The sequence below is a fragment of the Salinirubrum litoreum genome, from assembly GCF_020567425.1.
Classification (GTDB): domain Archaea; phylum Halobacteriota; class Halobacteria; order Halobacteriales; family Haloferacaceae; genus Salinirubrum; species Salinirubrum litoreum.
This window is the reverse complement of sequence record NZ_JAJCVJ010000002.1, coordinates 495258-509890: the sequence shown is the minus strand read 5'-3', so window position 1 is coordinate 509890 and position 14633 is coordinate 495258. Positions and strand designations below refer to the sequence as shown.

At 67.6% G+C, this 14633-nt stretch carries 19 protein-coding genes and 2 tRNA genes; 17 read left to right on the top strand and 4 right to left on the bottom strand.

What is annotated here, in order from left to right:
* The first annotated feature begins 61 nt into the window (after positions 1-61).
* The 4 genes from phnD to LI337_RS11200 all read left to right on the top strand — a co-directional run bounded on the left by phnD (position 62) and on the right by LI337_RS11200 (position 3832).
* The gene (gene phnD / locus LI337_RS11215) at positions 62-1072 is read left to right on the top strand and encodes a phosphate/phosphite/phosphonate ABC transporter substrate-binding protein (RefSeq protein ID WP_303645256.1); all 1011 of its coding nucleotides are present in this window, start codon (positions 62-64) and stop codon (positions 1070-1072) included.
* 45 nt (positions 1073-1117) lie between these two features.
* Positions 1118-1888 carry a phosphonate ABC transporter ATP-binding protein gene (gene phnC, locus LI337_RS11210; RefSeq protein WP_227229927.1) on the top strand — a complete coding sequence of 257 codons (771 nt, stop codon included), beginning with the start codon at positions 1118-1120 and terminating at the stop codon, positions 1886-1888.
* Entirely contained in the window at positions 1885-2883 is a 999-nt protein-coding gene (gene phnE / locus LI337_RS11205) for a phosphonate ABC transporter, permease protein PhnE (RefSeq protein WP_227229926.1), read from the top strand. Before phnC ends, phnE begins: the two co-directional genes overlap by 4 nt.
* Before the next feature lie 190 nt (positions 2884-3073).
* Positions 3074-3832, top strand: coding sequence for a DUF6498-containing protein (locus LI337_RS11200; protein ID WP_227229925.1), 759 nt, complete (start codon positions 3074-3076; stop codon positions 3830-3832).
* A gap of 56 nt (positions 3833-3888) precedes the next feature.
* Here the strand turns inward: LI337_RS11200 and LI337_RS11195 are convergent, their stop codons facing one another.
* On the bottom strand, positions 3889-4515 hold the full coding sequence (locus tag LI337_RS11195; RefSeq protein ID WP_227229924.1) for a uracil-DNA glycosylase: 627 nt from the start codon (positions 4513-4515) through the stop codon (positions 3889-3891).
* Positions 4516-4539: 24 nt separating this feature from the next.
* The gene (locus tag LI337_RS11190) at positions 4540-5535 is read right to left on the bottom strand and encodes a hypothetical protein (RefSeq protein WP_227229923.1); all 996 of its coding nucleotides are present in this window, start codon (positions 5533-5535) and stop codon (positions 4540-4542) included.
* A gap of 267 nt (positions 5536-5802) precedes the next feature.
* On the opposite strand from LI337_RS11190, the gene LI337_RS11185 reads away from it, so the two are divergent.
* From LI337_RS11185 to rpsB, 13 genes are all read left to right on the top strand, one after another.
* Positions 5803-5885 (top strand) — tRNA-Ser (locus LI337_RS11185).
* A gap of 20 nt (positions 5886-5905) precedes the next feature.
* A complete protein-coding gene (locus LI337_RS11180) occupies positions 5906-6427 on the top strand; it encodes a 30S ribosomal protein S13 (protein ID WP_227229922.1) in 522 nt (173 codons plus the stop codon).
* On the top strand, positions 6427-6954 hold the full coding sequence (locus tag LI337_RS11175; RefSeq protein ID WP_227229921.1) for a 30S ribosomal protein S4: 528 nt from the start codon (positions 6427-6429) through the stop codon (positions 6952-6954). Before LI337_RS11180 ends, LI337_RS11175 begins: the two co-directional genes overlap by 1 nt.
* Positions 6951-7340 carry a 30S ribosomal protein S11 gene (locus LI337_RS11170; RefSeq protein WP_227229920.1) on the top strand — a complete coding sequence of 130 codons (390 nt, stop codon included), beginning with the start codon at positions 6951-6953 and terminating at the stop codon, positions 7338-7340. Before LI337_RS11175 ends, LI337_RS11170 begins: the two co-directional genes overlap by 4 nt.
* A 1-nt stretch (position 7341) precedes the next feature.
* Positions 7342-8091 carry a DNA-directed RNA polymerase subunit D gene (locus LI337_RS11165; protein WP_227229919.1) on the top strand — a complete coding sequence of 250 codons (750 nt, stop codon included), beginning with the start codon at positions 7342-7344 and terminating at the stop codon, positions 8089-8091.
* Between the two features lie 172 nt (positions 8092-8263).
* Positions 8264-8348: transfer RNA gene (locus LI337_RS11160), tRNA-Leu, on the top strand.
* Between the two features lie 26 nt (positions 8349-8374).
* A complete protein-coding gene (locus tag LI337_RS11155; protein ID WP_227229918.1) occupies positions 8375-8728 on the top strand; it encodes a 50S ribosomal protein L18e in 354 nt (117 codons plus the stop codon).
* Positions 8725-9162 (top strand): 50S ribosomal protein L13, encoded by a 438-nt coding sequence (locus LI337_RS11150; RefSeq protein WP_227229917.1) that lies wholly within the window; start codon positions 8725-8727, stop codon positions 9160-9162. Before LI337_RS11155 ends, LI337_RS11150 begins: the two co-directional genes overlap by 4 nt.
* A complete protein-coding gene (locus tag LI337_RS11145; protein ID WP_227229916.1) occupies positions 9156-9554 on the top strand; it encodes a 30S ribosomal protein S9 in 399 nt (132 codons plus the stop codon). Before LI337_RS11150 ends, LI337_RS11145 begins: the two co-directional genes overlap by 7 nt.
* 12 nt (positions 9555-9566) lie before the next feature.
* Positions 9567-9761: a DNA-directed RNA polymerase subunit N gene (locus LI337_RS11140; protein WP_227229915.1), complete on the top strand. Its 195-nt coding sequence runs from the start codon at positions 9567-9569 to the stop codon at positions 9759-9761.
* On the top strand, positions 9758-9937 hold the full coding sequence (locus LI337_RS11135) for a DNA-directed RNA polymerase subunit K (protein WP_227229914.1): 180 nt from the start codon (positions 9758-9760) through the stop codon (positions 9935-9937). The genes LI337_RS11140 and LI337_RS11135 overlap by 4 nt, the downstream gene beginning before the upstream one ends.
* A complete protein-coding gene (eno, locus tag LI337_RS11130) occupies positions 9934-11139 on the top strand; it encodes a phosphopyruvate hydratase (protein ID WP_227229913.1) in 1206 nt (401 codons plus the stop codon). The genes LI337_RS11135 and eno overlap by 4 nt, the downstream gene beginning before the upstream one ends.
* Entirely contained in the window at positions 11136-11918 is a 783-nt protein-coding gene (rpsB, locus tag LI337_RS11125; RefSeq protein ID WP_227229912.1) for a 30S ribosomal protein S2, read from the top strand. Before eno ends, rpsB begins: the two co-directional genes overlap by 4 nt.
* A 58-nt stretch (positions 11919-11976) precedes the next feature.
* Here the strand turns inward: rpsB and LI337_RS11120 are convergent, their stop codons facing one another.
* A complete protein-coding gene (locus tag LI337_RS11120) occupies positions 11977-12516 on the bottom strand; it encodes a DUF8108 domain-containing protein (RefSeq protein WP_227229911.1) in 540 nt (179 codons plus the stop codon).
* Between the two features lie 40 nt (positions 12517-12556).
* On the bottom strand, positions 12557-14038 hold the full coding sequence (locus LI337_RS11115) for a sulfatase (RefSeq protein WP_227229910.1): 1482 nt from the start codon (positions 14036-14038) through the stop codon (positions 12557-12559).
* Positions 14039-14633: the final 595 nt, after the last annotated feature.

Below are 14633 nucleotides of genomic sequence, written 5' to 3'. Positions count from 1 at the left end.
ACACTCTATAGAAAAAATAGGAAACTTTAACCGGGGCGTGTCATACGGGAAATACGACGGCATGGCAAATCGACGTGATTTCCTCAAAACGGCGGGTGTAGCCGGTACAATTGGCCTCGCAGGGTGTCTCGGAGGCGGCGACGGGACGGAGACGCCAGCGTCGGACGACGACTCGGACTCCGGGATGACGGAGACCGACTCCGACACGGAGACGGCGACGGAGAGTGAGCCAGCCTACGGCAACGGCGAACTCAACTTCCTGATGTCGCCCTCCGAACCGCAGGATCTGATGGAGCAGCAGTACGCACCGATTCGAGAGTACCTGTCCAGCAACGTGCAGGACCCGACGACGCTGAAGTACGCGCGCAACTACAGCGCGGTCCTGCAGGCGCTCGGCAGTGGGACGGGCGACGTCGCCGAGACCGGCCCCTTCGCGGCCGCACTCGGCGTCAACGCCGAGAAGTGTGAGATCGCCCTCCAGCGGAAGGGGTACGGCTCGTGGACCTACGTGAGTTCGATCGTCACGCAGGAGGGCTCGGACATCGAGAGCCTCTCGGACCTCGACGGCGGCACCGTCGCCTTCGCGGACCGACTGAGCGCCTCCGGCGCGCTGTTCCCGCTGTCGATGCTGAAGGGAGCGGGTCTCGACATCGGCGGCCTGCCGACGGGGAGTGACGACCAGGCCGACTTCACCGCGAACTTCGCCGGCGGGCACGCCGCGGCCTTCGAGGCGCTCGACGCCGGACAGGTCGACGCGGCCGGCGTCGGCCAGTTCATCACGCTGGACGACAACCGCGAACTGAAGGACGGCGTCCGCTACGTGGAGCAGTACGAGGGCATCCCGCGTGCCCCGATGGTCATCAGCCCGCAGCTCTCCGACGAGGAGAAGACAGAGGTCACCGAGGCGATGAACAACGCGCCCGAGAGCATGTACCTCGGCGCGGACGGCGAGGAGGGGACCGACGACGACCTCTGGTTCTCCGACGTTCGCCCGGCGAGCAAGGACACTTACCAGCCGGTCATCGACGTGGCGAACGACCTCGGCGTCGAGACCGAGTTCCTCGACGGCTGACGCGGAGCGCCGCGCCTTTCAACCACCCTCCTGTAACGGACACCAATGCCAGCTATTTCAGTGAACAACGTCACCAAGCGATACGACGACGTGGTGGCCCTCGACGATGTCTCGTTCGACATCCCCGAGGGCGAGTTCGTCGTCATCCTCGGTCCCTCCGGGGCCGGGAAGTCTACACTCCTCCGGATACTCAACGGACTCACGCCCCCCACAGACGGCAACGTCTACATCGGCGACGAGCCCATCGGGTCCGCCCGGAGCGAGGTCGGGATGGTGTTTCAGATGCACTACCTGATCGAGAACATGAGCGCCTACCGGAACGCCCTGACCGGGGCGCTGTCCCGCGCCGGGCTGGTCCGGAGTCTCCTGACCTGGTACGACGGCCAGGACAAGCGCAACGCGCTCGAAGCGCTCGACACGGTCGGCCTGCTCGACTTCGCAGAACAGCGCGCCGGCTCCATGTCCGGCGGCCAGAAACAGCGCGTCGGCATCGCCCGCGCACTGGTCCAGAATCCGGACCTCCTGCTCGCGGACGAACCGGTGTCGAGTCTGGACCCGAAGGCCGCCCGCGACGTGATGTCGTACATGAAGGAGGCGGCCGACGAGCGCGGCCTGACAACGCTCGCTAGCCTCCACCAGGTGAACATCGCACGCGAGTTCGGCGAGCGGTTCATCGGGGTCCGCGACGGCGAGGTCGTCTTCGACGGCAGTCGCGAGGACCTGACGATGGAGGTCGTCGACGAGATCTACTACGGTGAGTCGATGGACGACGCGGACGACGGCGAGGCCCGCCTCGGGGAGGTCGTCGACGCGTGAGCACCGACACCCGCAGTATCGACGAGGTACTGACTCGGCTGAACAACCGCCAACGTATCCGCCGCATCCTGACGGTCGTCGGCATCGTCGCGGTGATCGCCGTGACGTGGATCGGGATGGGCTTTCTCGGCTTCCAGTACGACGACCTCGCCCGCCAACTGCCGACGTTCATCCAGTCGCTGACCGAGTTCCTCAGTCCGGACTTCGTGGACTTCACCGGCTACTCGCGTGAAAACGAGATCACCGGCTGGGCGGGCCTCTACGAGAGCCTGCTCCGACCCGGCGAGCTCCTGTCGAGTCTCGTGGCACAGGAGGGGATCGTCGGCGTCAGCGTCGTCACGATCGTCATCGGCTTCACCGGAACGGTGCTGGGCTTCCCGCTCGCCCTGCTCTTCGGCGTCCTCGGCTCCGAGCGCGTGACGCCGTTCCCGTTCAACTTCATCTTCCGTGGGACGATGTCCACCATCCGCGCCGTGCCAGCGCTGGTGTGGATCCTGATCTTCATCCCGCTGTCCGGGATCTCGCCCGTCTCCGCGATGCTTGCGGTGGCGACCGACACGATCGGGAACCTGGGTCGGCTGTTCACCGACGAGTTGGAGGAGATCGACGAGGGCCCGATCGAGGCGATCCGCTCGACCGGAGCGAGTTCCTCACAGATCGTCTCCTTCGGGATGCTCTCGCAGGTGTCCTCCTCGTTCATCGCGTGGACGCTGTACATCCTGGAGATCAACACCCGGATCGCCATCTCGCTGGGCGTCGTCGGTGCCGGGGGGATCGGCCAGTACATCAACCTCCGGATCGACCTGTTCGCCTACTCGCGGGCCGCCGCCGGCCTGCTGATGGTCGTGTTCATCGTCCTGACGGTCGAACTCACGTCCTCGCGGCTCCGGGCGCGCCTGCGCCCCGAGGAGGACTCCGACACGAGTCTCGTGGACGCGATCAAGAGTCTCGGCGACATGAACAAGTGGCTCGGGACGAACGCCGGCAAGAAGTAACCCGACTCCCTCCTTCTCTCGACTCCGGTTCTCGTCTCGCGGTCGTTCTCCGCTTTCTCGTCTTCTCGACTCTCGTTTTCCGACGTTCGTTCTCGCGGCTCTCGTTTCGACGGCCGTTCTCTCCCTCGCCCTGCCGACTCACACGCCGACCGCACAAACAGCTAACTCCCCGTCTCCCGTCCCGACCGATATGTCACTCCGACCGCGCGACTCGGCACTCCCCGCACTGCTCGCGCTGGTCGGTGCGAACCTGCTCCCACTCGCCGGCGTCCTGTTCGGCGGGTGGACCGTCTGGGAGGTGCTGATCGTCTACTGGATCGAGAGCGGCATCGTCGGGCTGTTCTCGATTCCGCGTATCCTGCTCGCGGCCGGCTCCAGCGACGACTCGACGTTCTCCGTGACGATCAACGGTCGCCCGGTCGACGTCTCCGGGCCCGAGACCCCGGTCGACGGGCTCCACGTCTACCCCGAGAACGTCCCGATTGCGGGCTTCTTCTGTATGCACTACGGTATCTTCTGGGTCGTGCACGGCGTCTTCGTGCTCTCCTTTCCGCTGTTTCTCGGGGGTGGTGGTGCCAGCGTCGGTGCAGTCGGCGGGGGCGGTCTCGGCACACTGATCGGCACCTTCGGGACGATCGGACTGGCGATCGTCGGCCTCGTCGTCAGCCACGGCGTCTCGTTCGTGACGAACTACGTCGGCAGAGAGGAGTACCGCCACACCTCGGCCGGCGAGCGCATGTCGGCACCCTACGGGCGGGTCGTCGTCCTCCACGTGACGATCATCGTCGGCGCGTTCTTGGTCGGGTCGCTCGGCGGTCCACTGCCGGCGCTCGTCCTGCTGGTCGTGCTGAAGACCGGCATCGACCTCGGGGCACACCTCCGAGAACACCGCCGGGCGAGTGGCCGGACCGACGCCGACGAGGGACTGGTGATCGAGGTCGGACAGTAGCAGTCGAGTCGGGACCGTCGACCGAACTCGGTAGTCGCCGAGTCTGGACTACCGACTCAGTAATCGCCGAGCCGCGACTGTCCACTCGATCCGCCACCGCCTGCGCCGCCACCATCGCCGCCGTCGCCGAGTCCCGCCAGTTCGACCGCCTCGCGGATCGCGTTCTCGAACGTCTCCTGCTGACTGCGGTCGTACAGCGTCGCGGCCGGATGCACCGAGAGGAGCACCCGCCGGGACTGCCCACCGAGTCGGGCGTCGGCCACCGATCCCGCCTCCTTCGTGATCGCTACCGACCGATCCAGCAGGTGTTCGGCCGGGACCTTGCCGAGCGTGACGAGGATCGCGGGGTCGACGCGATCGATCTCGGTCTCGAGGTAGCCCCGGCAGTTGTCGAGTTCCTCGGTGTGTGGGTCGCGGTTCTCCGGCGGTCGACAGCGCACACAGTTCGTGATCCGGACCTCCTCGCGGAGGACGCCCGCCTCGGCAAGCGCGTCGTCCAGCACGTCCCCCGACCGCCCGACGAACGGTTCGCCCCGTTCGTCCTCCTGTGCGCCGGGAGCCTCGCCGACGAAGAGGAGCGAGGCGTCGTCGGGACCGACGCCGTTGACGATCCGACTGCGCGACTCGACCAGCGCCGGACAGCGCTCACAGTCCGTGACACAGAGTCCGTCCATCGCGTTCATGCCCGAACGGAGGGCCGCGTCCGCTTAACTGTCGGCGGTCGCGGTCGGCTGGTCGACCGGTGACTCCGGGCTGCCGGACTCGCTCAGCCGAACCGCGAAGGCGATCCCGACGAGGAGGATCACGTCGGGGAGCGCGGCCACCAGCGGCCCCCGAGGACCGAGGAGGAAGACCGGCTCGAACGGCGGGAGGAACGCCGGTACGAGGATCACCGCCGACCGGACAGCGACCAGCAGACCGAGCCCTTTCAGCAGGTCCCGTGGCGAACACCGGGGACCGGCGACGAACAGGACCGCGAGCAGGACCGACGCCTCGATCAGCCACCGCACCGGGAGTCGTGCGAGCGAGATGCCGACTTCGCGGAGTCCACTCTCCGAGAAGGTGATGCTGGGTGAGCCGGGAGCTCCGAGTCCCCCGACCGCAGTGAGGAGGTCGTACAGTCCGCCCGCGACCACCAGCCCGCCGGCACCGACGAGACCGGCGACCCCTGCGGCGAGGAGTCCACGCTGGAGTGTGAGACCCGGCCCGAGTCGATGGTCGGCGATCTGCGCGAACAAGGGATGCGGTGGCACGCCGCCGACCACCGCGTGAAGTCGCTCGGTGCCGCCGTGGTAGGCCAGCCAGACCGCCGTGGCGACCGCGAGCACGGTGACGGCGCGGGGGAGCGGGAGAGCGAGGACGGCGACGTCGAGACCTGCCCCGCGAGACAGGAGGCTTCGACCGGCGACGACCGCCACGAGGTCGACCGCGTAGACGAGGCCGGCACCGGCGGCGGCGACCCGCCGGGACGGGGTGGTGACGACCACCAGGAGCGCGAGCAGGAACGGAACCGTCGTCACGGTCGAGAGGAGCACCCCGAACGCGACGGGGGCGGGCGACACGCCGAGCAACTCGGTCGGATCGCCCGTCGGGAGTGCCCTGAGGAGCGCGAGTACGGTGGAGGCGACCGCGACCAGCAGGCTGGCCGGGAGCGCGCCACGGAGGAGTCGGCGGCTGTCGAGCGAGGAGTCGAGGACCGACATACCGAGCACGGGTTCCATGAGTCGAATAAGCGTTGTGGCATCGACACGACACGAGCCCGGTTCGCGGCGACGACGTGGCCGTCGGCGACCGTCCGTCGACGGCCGAAATCGGCCGATCTACCCGTCGTGCGGTGCTTTCACACGCCGCCGGCCCTTCCGTGATGCTTAAGTACAGCCCCCGTTTTGTCTCGGACGCAATACGCTGTAGGGGGACCGACTCCCGAGTCCGCACGGGCGACAGTACACACGCGACAACCAGAACACAGGGTTGCGGTAGCCAAGTGGCCCAAGGCGCTGGGTTGCTAACTCAGTGGCGTCATGCCTCCGGGGTTCGAATCCCCGCCGCAACGCTCGAACTTACCAGCCAGTCATGAGTGCAGAAGAACCAGAGGGCGACGCACCCGAGGACGACGAGAACCTTCGCTACTTCGTCAGAATCGGCCAGACCGACCTCGACGGCACGAAGTCGGTCGAGCGAAGCCTCACAGACATGAACGGTATCGGCAAACGAACCGCACGTATCGTCGCCGAGAAGTCCGGCGTGGACCGTCACGCGACCTTCGGACGACTCGACGACGACGAGATCGACGCCGTCGTAGAGGCGGTCGAGAGCTTCGCCGACGACGTGCCGGCGTGGCTCACGAACCGTCGCAACGACTTCTTCTCGGGGGAGACGACCCACGAGATCGGCAACGAACTCAGCCTCACCCGGCAGCAGGACATCAACCGGATGAAGATGATCAACTCCTACAAGGGCGTCCGGCACAAGCGCGGACAGAAGGTCCGTGGCCAGCGCACGAAGTCCACCGGGCGGACCGAGGGGACCATCGGCGTCAACGTCGAGGCGATCAAGGAAGAACAGGCCGCCGAGGCCGAAGGGGATGAGGAATAATGGCGACAGGCAAGAACACCAAGTTCTACGAGACCCCGAACCACCCCTACCAGGGTGAGCGCATCGCACAGGAGGCCGACCTGCTGGGTCGGTACGGCCTGAAGAACAAGGAGGAACTGTGGCGCGCACAGTCCCAGCTTCGCTCCTACCGCCGCGAGGCCCGCCGACTGCTCGGCGAGGCACAGGGTGACGCGGACCGCGCCAACGAACTCGGCGCGGACTTCCTCGCCCGCCTGACGCGGTACGGCATCCTGAGCGAGGAGGAGGGTATCGACCAGATCCTCTCGCTCGACGTGACGGACGTCCTCGAACGACGTCTCCAGACCGTCGCCTACCGCAAGGGCCTCGGCCACACGCCGAAGCAGGCGCGACAGTTCATCGTCCACGGCCACGTCACGGTCGACGGCGCGCGTGTCACCATCCCGTCGCAGAAGATCGAGACGGCGCTGGAGGGCACCGTCGCCTTCGACGAGACGAGTCCGCTCGCGGACGACCTGCATCCTGAGCGCGCGGAGGGTCAGCAATGAGCGAGGCAGAGGGTGGCAAGTGGGGCATCGCCCACGTCCACGCGTCGTTCAACAACACGCTGATCACCGTCACCGACCAGACCGGCGCGGAGACGATCGCGAAGTCCTCCGGCGGGACGGTCGTGAAGCAGAACCGCGACGAGGCGTCGCCGTACGCCGCCATGCAGATGGCCGAAGTCGTCGCCGACGAGGTGAAGGCCGCAGGTATCGAGGGCGTCCACGTCCGCGTGCGCGGTCCCGGTGGGAACGGCAACAAGTCCCCCGGTCCCGGCGCGCAGGCGACGATCCGGGCGCTCGCTCGTGCAGGACTGGAGATCGGTCGCATCGAGGACGTGACCCCGATCCCGCACGACGGCACCCGAGCGCCGAAGAACATGCGCCTCTAACATGAGTCAGGACTTCGAGGTCGAGTTCATCGAACGCGGCGAACGCGAGACGCGGTTCCTCGTCAGAGGGCTGACGCCGGCGTTCGCCAACGGCATCCGACGCGCGATGGTGGCAGACGTGCCCACCCTCTCCATCGACACCGTCCGGTTCGTGGAGAACTCGTCGGTGATGTTCGACGAGATGATCGCGCTCCGCCTGGGACTCGTCCCGCTCACCACGCCGCTCGACGACTACGAGGTCGGCGACGAGGTGACGCTGGCGATGGACGTGCAGGGGCCGGCGACGGCCTACTCCGGCGATCTGGAGAGTTCCGACAACCTCGTCCAGCCAGCCGACGAGCACGTCCCCATCATCGAACTCAAAGAGGACCAGCGGCTGGAGTTCGAGGCCGACGCGGTGCTCGACACCGGGAAGGACCACGCCAAACACCAGGGCGGCGTGGCCGTCGGCTACCGACACCTCCAGCGTGTCGAGGTCGTCGGTGACGCAGACGAGTTCGAGGAGTCGGAGCCGAACATCCTCCGTGGCGTCATCGAGACCGAGGACGGCGACCTGGTGCCGACCAGCGAGTTCGACCACGATCTGACGACGCGGTACCCCGACGAGGAGATCACGGTGACGGACGTGCCGAACGCGTTCGTCTTCCACGTCGAGTCGGACGGCTCCGTGCCGGCCGACGAACTGGTGCTCCGGGCGGTCGAGTCCATCGGACTCCGCGCGGACGAACTACGAGAGAAAGTCGCAGTCTGACGCGGATACACAGACAGACAGATGTCTCCCAACACCACACCCCGACGTTCGCCCACCCCGGCCACGACCGGCCGGACTGCGCCGCGTCGGGACACCGACACGTGGGTCCGAGTGACGGACGACAGTCGGATCGAAAGTGGTTTGAGGGGACAGGCAGTACGACGGAATGCGCGCAGGGATAGCCAAGTCAGGCCAACGGCGCAGCGTTCAGGGCGCTGTCCTGTAGAGGTCCGCAGGTTCAAATCCTGCTCCCTGCATTCCGTTTCTCCCGAGAGGTTACATCATGAGTAGCAAGACCAATCCGAGACTTCAGGGTCTCATCGCCGAGCTGAAGACGGTCTCGCGCGAGTCCGACGCCAACGTGTGGCAGGACGTCGCCGACCGTCTGGCAAAGCCCCGGCGCACCCATGCCGAGGTCAATCTCGGCCGGATCGAGCGCTACGCCGAAGCCGACGAGACGGTCGTCGTGCCCGGCAAGGTGCTCGGTAGCGGTGTGCTCGAGAAGAACGTCACCGTCGCCGCCGTCGACTTCTCCGGGACCGCCCGGAAGAAGATCGACCAGGTGGGCGACGCGGTATCGCTCGAAGAGTTCGCAGAACAGAACCCAGAGGGTTCGAACGTGCGGGTGATTCGATGAGTCTGGCAGAGTTCGACGCCGACGTGGTCGTGGACGCCCGCGACTGCATCATGGGTCGTGTCGCCTCGAACGTCGCCCAGCGCGCGCTCGCCGGCGAGACGGTCGCGGTCGTCAACGCCGAACAGGCGGTCATCACCGGCTCCGACGAGGACGTGATGGGCGTCTACCGGAAGCGCGCCGACGTGGGCTCGGACAGCGGGCCGTACTACCCGAAGCGTCCGGACCGCATCTTCAAGCGCGCGATTCGCGGCATGGTGCCGTACAAGGAGACGCGCGGACGCGAGGCCTTCGAGAACGTGCGCGTCTACGTGGGCAACCCCCACGACTACGACGCGGAGGTACTCGACGAGACCTCGCTGGACCGACTGTCGAACATCAAGTTCATCTCGCTGGGCGAGATCAGCGAGAACCTCGGAGCGAACGTCACATGGTAACGAACACGAGCGGCAAGAAGAAGACGGCCATCGCCCGCGCCACCGTGCAGGACGGCGAGGGGCGAGTGCGTATCAACTCCCAGCCGGTCGAACTGACCGAGCCGGAGGTCGCCCGCCTGAAGATGCTGGAACCGTTCCGCATCGCCGGCGAGGACCTGCGCTCGCAGGTCGACATCGACGTGCGCGTCAACGGCGGCGGCTTCGCCGGACAGGCGGACGCCGTCCGGACCGCCGTCGCGCGCGGACTGGTGCAGCACCTGAACGACGCGGAACTGCGCGACGCCTACATGGAGTTCGACCGCTCGCTGCTGGTCAACGACGTGCGCCAGTCCGAGCCGAAGAAGTGGGGCGGACCTGGAGCGCGCGCCCGCTACCAGAAGTCCTACCGCTGAGGTGATCACGCCATGATGATTCCAGTCCGGTGTTTCACCTGCGGCAACGTCATCGGTGAACACTGGGAGGAGTTCCGTGCTCGCGCCCGCGAGGGGGACGAGGACCCCGGCGAGGTCCTCGACGACCTCGGGGTCGACCGTCACTGCTGTCGCCGCATGATGGTCTCGCACAAGGACCTCGTCGACGTCGTCTCTCCGTACCAATGATGCAACGCTACAACCGCTACGAGAAGGCCCGCATCCTCGGGGCACGCGCCCTGCAGGTGTCGTACGGCGCGCCGGTCCTGATCGACACCGACGAGAACGAGCCGATCCTGATCGCCGCCGAGGAGTACGACCGGGGTGTGCTGCCCTTCACCGTCAAACGGGAGGGGGCACAGTGACCCGAATCACCGGCGTCCGACTGCGCCGCATCCTCGACTCGCGCGGCAACGCCACCGTCGAGGCGGACGTGCTCACCGAGTCCGGCGGCTTTGGCCGCGCGGCCGCACCCTCGGGTGCGAGTACCGGCGAGTACGAGGCGCTCGAACTGCCGCCGTCGGAGGCCATCGCGGCCGCCCGGAAACACGCCATCCCGCGGCTCGTCGACGAGGCGTTCGCCGGCGACCAGCGGTCGGTCGACGGCGCGCTCCGCGCGGCAGACGGCACCGACGACTTCTCCGAGATCGGTGCGAACTCGGCGGTCGCCATCTCGATGGCCGCCGCGAAGGCCGGTGCCGACGTGCTCGGTGCGCCGCTGTACCAGCACCTCGGCGGCGCGTTCCGCGGCGAGAACTTCCCGATCCCGCTGGGCAACGTCATCGGCGGCGGGGAGCACGCCAAGGAGGCGACCCACATCCAGGAGTTCCTCGCGGCACCGGTCGGTGCGCCGTCGGTCTCCGACGCCGTCTTCGCCAACGCGCAGGTCCACGGTCGGGTCTCCGAGTTGCTCGACGAGCGCGACCTGCCCGCCGGCAAGGGCGACGAGGGTGCCTGGGCACCGCCGGTCTCCGACGCCGAAGCGTTCGACCTGATGGAGGAGGCCGTCGCCGACGTGGCCGACGACCTCGGGTTCGAGATCAAGTTCGGGCTGGACATGGCCGCCGCCGAGTTGTACGACGACGAGGAAGACGGCTACGTCTACGGCGACGACGTGAAGTCCACCGCCGAGCAGATCGACTACGTGGCCGACATGGTCGAGGAGTACGACCTGGCCTACGTCGAGGACCCGCTGGACGAGGACGACTACGAGGGCTTCGCCGAGTTGACGGACCGGGTCGGCGACCAGACGCTCATCTGCGGCGACGACCTGTTCGTCACGAACGTCGCCCGCCTGCAGGACGGTATCGACGCCGGCGCGGCCAACTCCATCCTGATCAAGCCGAACCAGATCGGGACCCTGACCGACGCCTTCGACGCCATCGAACTGGCGAACCGGAACGGCTACGACGCCGTCGTCTCCCACCGGTCCGGCGAGACCACCGACGCCACCATCGCACACCTCGCCGTCGCGACCGACGCCCCGTTCATCAAGACCGGGACCGTCGGCGGCGAGCGCACCGCCAAGCTGAACGAACTCATCCGCATCGCGGAGGACGCCACATGAGCGAGAACGAGACAGCGGCCGAGGAACCCGAGGAGACCGAGGCGGTGGCCGACGAGGCCACCGAAGACGTCGCCGAGGAGACGCCGGCCGAGACGACCGAGGAAGCGCCCGCCGAGGCGGCGGCCGACGAGGCCGCCCCGGAGGCCGAAGAAGACGAGGAGGAGTCGATGTTCGACGAGGACGTCATGCCGGACGACGAGGCAGACCTCCTCATCCCCGTCGAGGACTACCTCGGCGCGGGGGTCCACATCGGGACCCAGCAGAAGACGAAGGACATGGAGCGGTTCATCCACCGCGTCCGGACCGACGGCCTCTACGTGCTCGACGTGAGCCAGACGGACAGCCGCATCCGGACGGCGGCGGACTTCCTCGCCAACTACGACCCGGAGCAGGTGCTCGTCACCTCCTCCCGGCAGTACGGTCGGTTCCCGGCCGAGAAGTTCGCGGAGGCCGTCGGGGCACGCGCCCGGACCGGTCGCTTCATCCCCGGCACGCTGACGAACCCGGACTACAACGGGTACATCGAACCGGACGTCGTCGTCGTCACCGACCCCATCGGGGACGCGCAGGCGGTCAAGGAGGCCATCACGGTCGGCATCCCGGTCATCGCCATGTGTGACTCGAACAACCAGGTCAGCAACGTCGACCTGGTCGTCCCGACCAACAACAAGGGTCGCCGCGCCCTGTCGGTCGTCTACTGGCTGCTCGCCAACGAGACGCTCGACCGCCGCGGTGCCGACACCGTCTACGCCCTCGAAGACTTCGAGGCGGACATCTGAGGGCGGACGCTTTCGGTTCTTCTGCGGTCGCTCGCCGGCGAGTGACGACGCCGACAGACTACTGAGTCGCTTCCGTCGTCTCCGACTCACGCTCGGCCAGTGCGTCGAGCGCGTCGGCGTCGGTGTCTGTCGTGTCGTCACGCACGCCGAACTCGTCGAGTGCACAGTCGAGACAGTAGGCGTTCTCGCCGGTCTCGTGGGTGTAGAGGGGGACGCCGGCCACGAGCGTCTCTTCGCGGTACCGGCGGACCGCGCCGGACTCGACCGACGCGCCACAGCGGACACACCGGCCGTCGAACGACTCCTCGGGACGGACGATCCGCGACTCGACGGTCGGCCGTCTCCCGAACGCGGTCGGCCCGTGCCGGCGGGCGATGCGTCGTCGGCCGCGCCGGGTCGTGGCCGCACCGAGCAGGAGGAACGCGACCCCGACGACGAGGAGTATCGCGCCGGGGACCAGGTCGCCGCCGGCCCCGGCGACGAGACCGGCGGCAGTAGCGACGACACCGACGAGTAGTGCGAGGAGACTGCCCGCGGCGTACAGCAGTTCGGAGGTCGCGTCCGCGGCGGCGACGAGCGTGGAGGGCGTTTCCGGCATCGCTCCCGAGGTAGCGTCGCCGGGGAGAAAACGGCACCGGCTACTCGGCGTAGCCCAGGTCCCGGAGTCGCTGTCGCGTCGCGTCGTCCACGTCGTCCACGTCGGTCCCCTCGCCGCGGACACCTGCGTCCACGAGGTCGTCGAAGACGTCGGCGACTCGCCCGCCGTCGTCGTCTGCCCGGACGTAACTCGTCTCGGCGTCGACCGCCCGGACCGTCACTGCCTCGTCACCCCACGTCGCGTACTTCGCGACGGCACCCTCGGCTGTGTCATCGCCAGCCGACTCGTACACCGCCAGCATGTCGCCCCGGAACTGCCAGAGGTCGTCGCTGTCACAGTACTCCTCGGCGAGTGCCATGTTCGGTTCGGTCAGTCCGTGCGAGGAGGCGATGACGGGGCCGTCCGCGAAGGTGGCCGGCGCGTCGTCGCTGGTCGTCGTCTCGGGGGCGTCTCTGACCGACTCGACGACCGCCGGGAAGTTGGTGAGTGTAGCGGGGTCGCGGACGGTCTCGCCGGTCTGCTGGCCGGGACGCTTCACGAGCAGAGGAACGTGGAGTTGGCGCTCGTGGATGCCCTCGACGTGGCCGACGAGGCGGGTGCCCTTCAGGCGGTCCACCTCGCCGAACCCCTCGCCGTGGTCGGCGGTGACGACGACCAGCGTGTCGTCGAGGACGCCGCGTTCGTCGAGCGTCCGGACGAGGTTCTCGACGGCGGCGTCCGCCTGCCGGATCGTCCCGTCGTACAGCGCCTCGAAGGCTCGGCAGAGCCACCACGGGGCGTCGCCCGCGTGGAACGACCAGACGTGTTTGTCGAGGTCGCGCTGGTGTCTCCGGAGTGCGTCGTCGGCCCACAGGTCGTGGTCGGGCAGGGGTTCGTAGGGCGCGTGGGCGTCCATCAGGTTGACGCAGGCCGCCCAGGGGTCGTCACGGTCGGCCTGCCAGTCGAGGAACCGATCGACGTAGGCGTCGGCGGGCGCGGAGGCGGTGAGCGAGTCCGGGACGAGCGCCGGGAAGTCCCACGCGAGTTTGTTCGCCACGCCGTTTGCGAACGATTTCGCGGGGTGTTCGTGGTCGAGACAGTACCGGAGGAACGCGCGGTACTGGCCCTGGCCCTCGCGGGCCGTGAACTCCACCGGGTTCGCCCCCTCCGGAAAGAGGACGTTCTGTGCGCCCTCGACGGTGTCGAAGCCGGCGTCCAGTCCCATGTCCATCGTCGTGAGCCACGGGTTCTCGGAGAAGACGGCGGTGTCGTAGCCCGCCGACTGGAGGTCCTCGAAGACGGTGTTGCCCGGTTCGAGGCGGTGATCCGGTTCGGTGACGCGGTGCTCGGCGACGTGCAGGCCGGTGAAGACGGAGGTGTGGCTCGGCAGAGACCACGATCCGGGCGAGCGCGCCTGCGTGTAGTGGGTCGCCGAGTCGGCGAACCGGTCGAGGAAGGGTGTCGTCGGTTCGGGGTAGCCGTCGACCGAGGCGTTGGCCGACCGGACGCTGTCGAGGACGACGAGGAGGACGTTCGGCTCCATTCGGTTGTCGGGAGTGTGTCGCGGGGCTACGAGTGGTTTCTGGTTCGAGGTTCGTGTGAAGTATATCGATTCGGAGTGTGAGTCGCTGGTGAGCAGGTCGTGTGGATCGTGGATTCTGGTTTCGATAAGACTGTGACTGCGATTGTTCGTACTGCTTGGAACTGAACCGCAGACCGCGACAGCACCGCTACTCGATCCGGTGCAAACGGACTATTCGACCGCACCGCCACAGCACCGCGACCGCACCGCAATCGCGCGAGCCTCACACCTCCCCAGCCTCGGCGAACGCTCTCAGCACCGCCCGCGTTCGCCTCCCTCGCGTGCGCGCCACGCGCACGCGCCGTCCGCAACGGCGACAACTGAATTGTGATGCTGACTCACGACACAAGACCAGTCGAGTAGGCTGGCGCGACCTCCGTGTCGCGCACCTCGGCGGCGCAGGGCCGCCTCGGGCGACGCCGACGGTCGCAGGGAGGCGCTCGCGCTGATCCGACTGGTCCACCGCGAGTTGCACGATGGAGTCGCAACTCGGGTGGGACTGAAAGGGGCCGACCGCTCGACCCGGCCCCGACGCCGGTAGCACTGGACTGAGGGC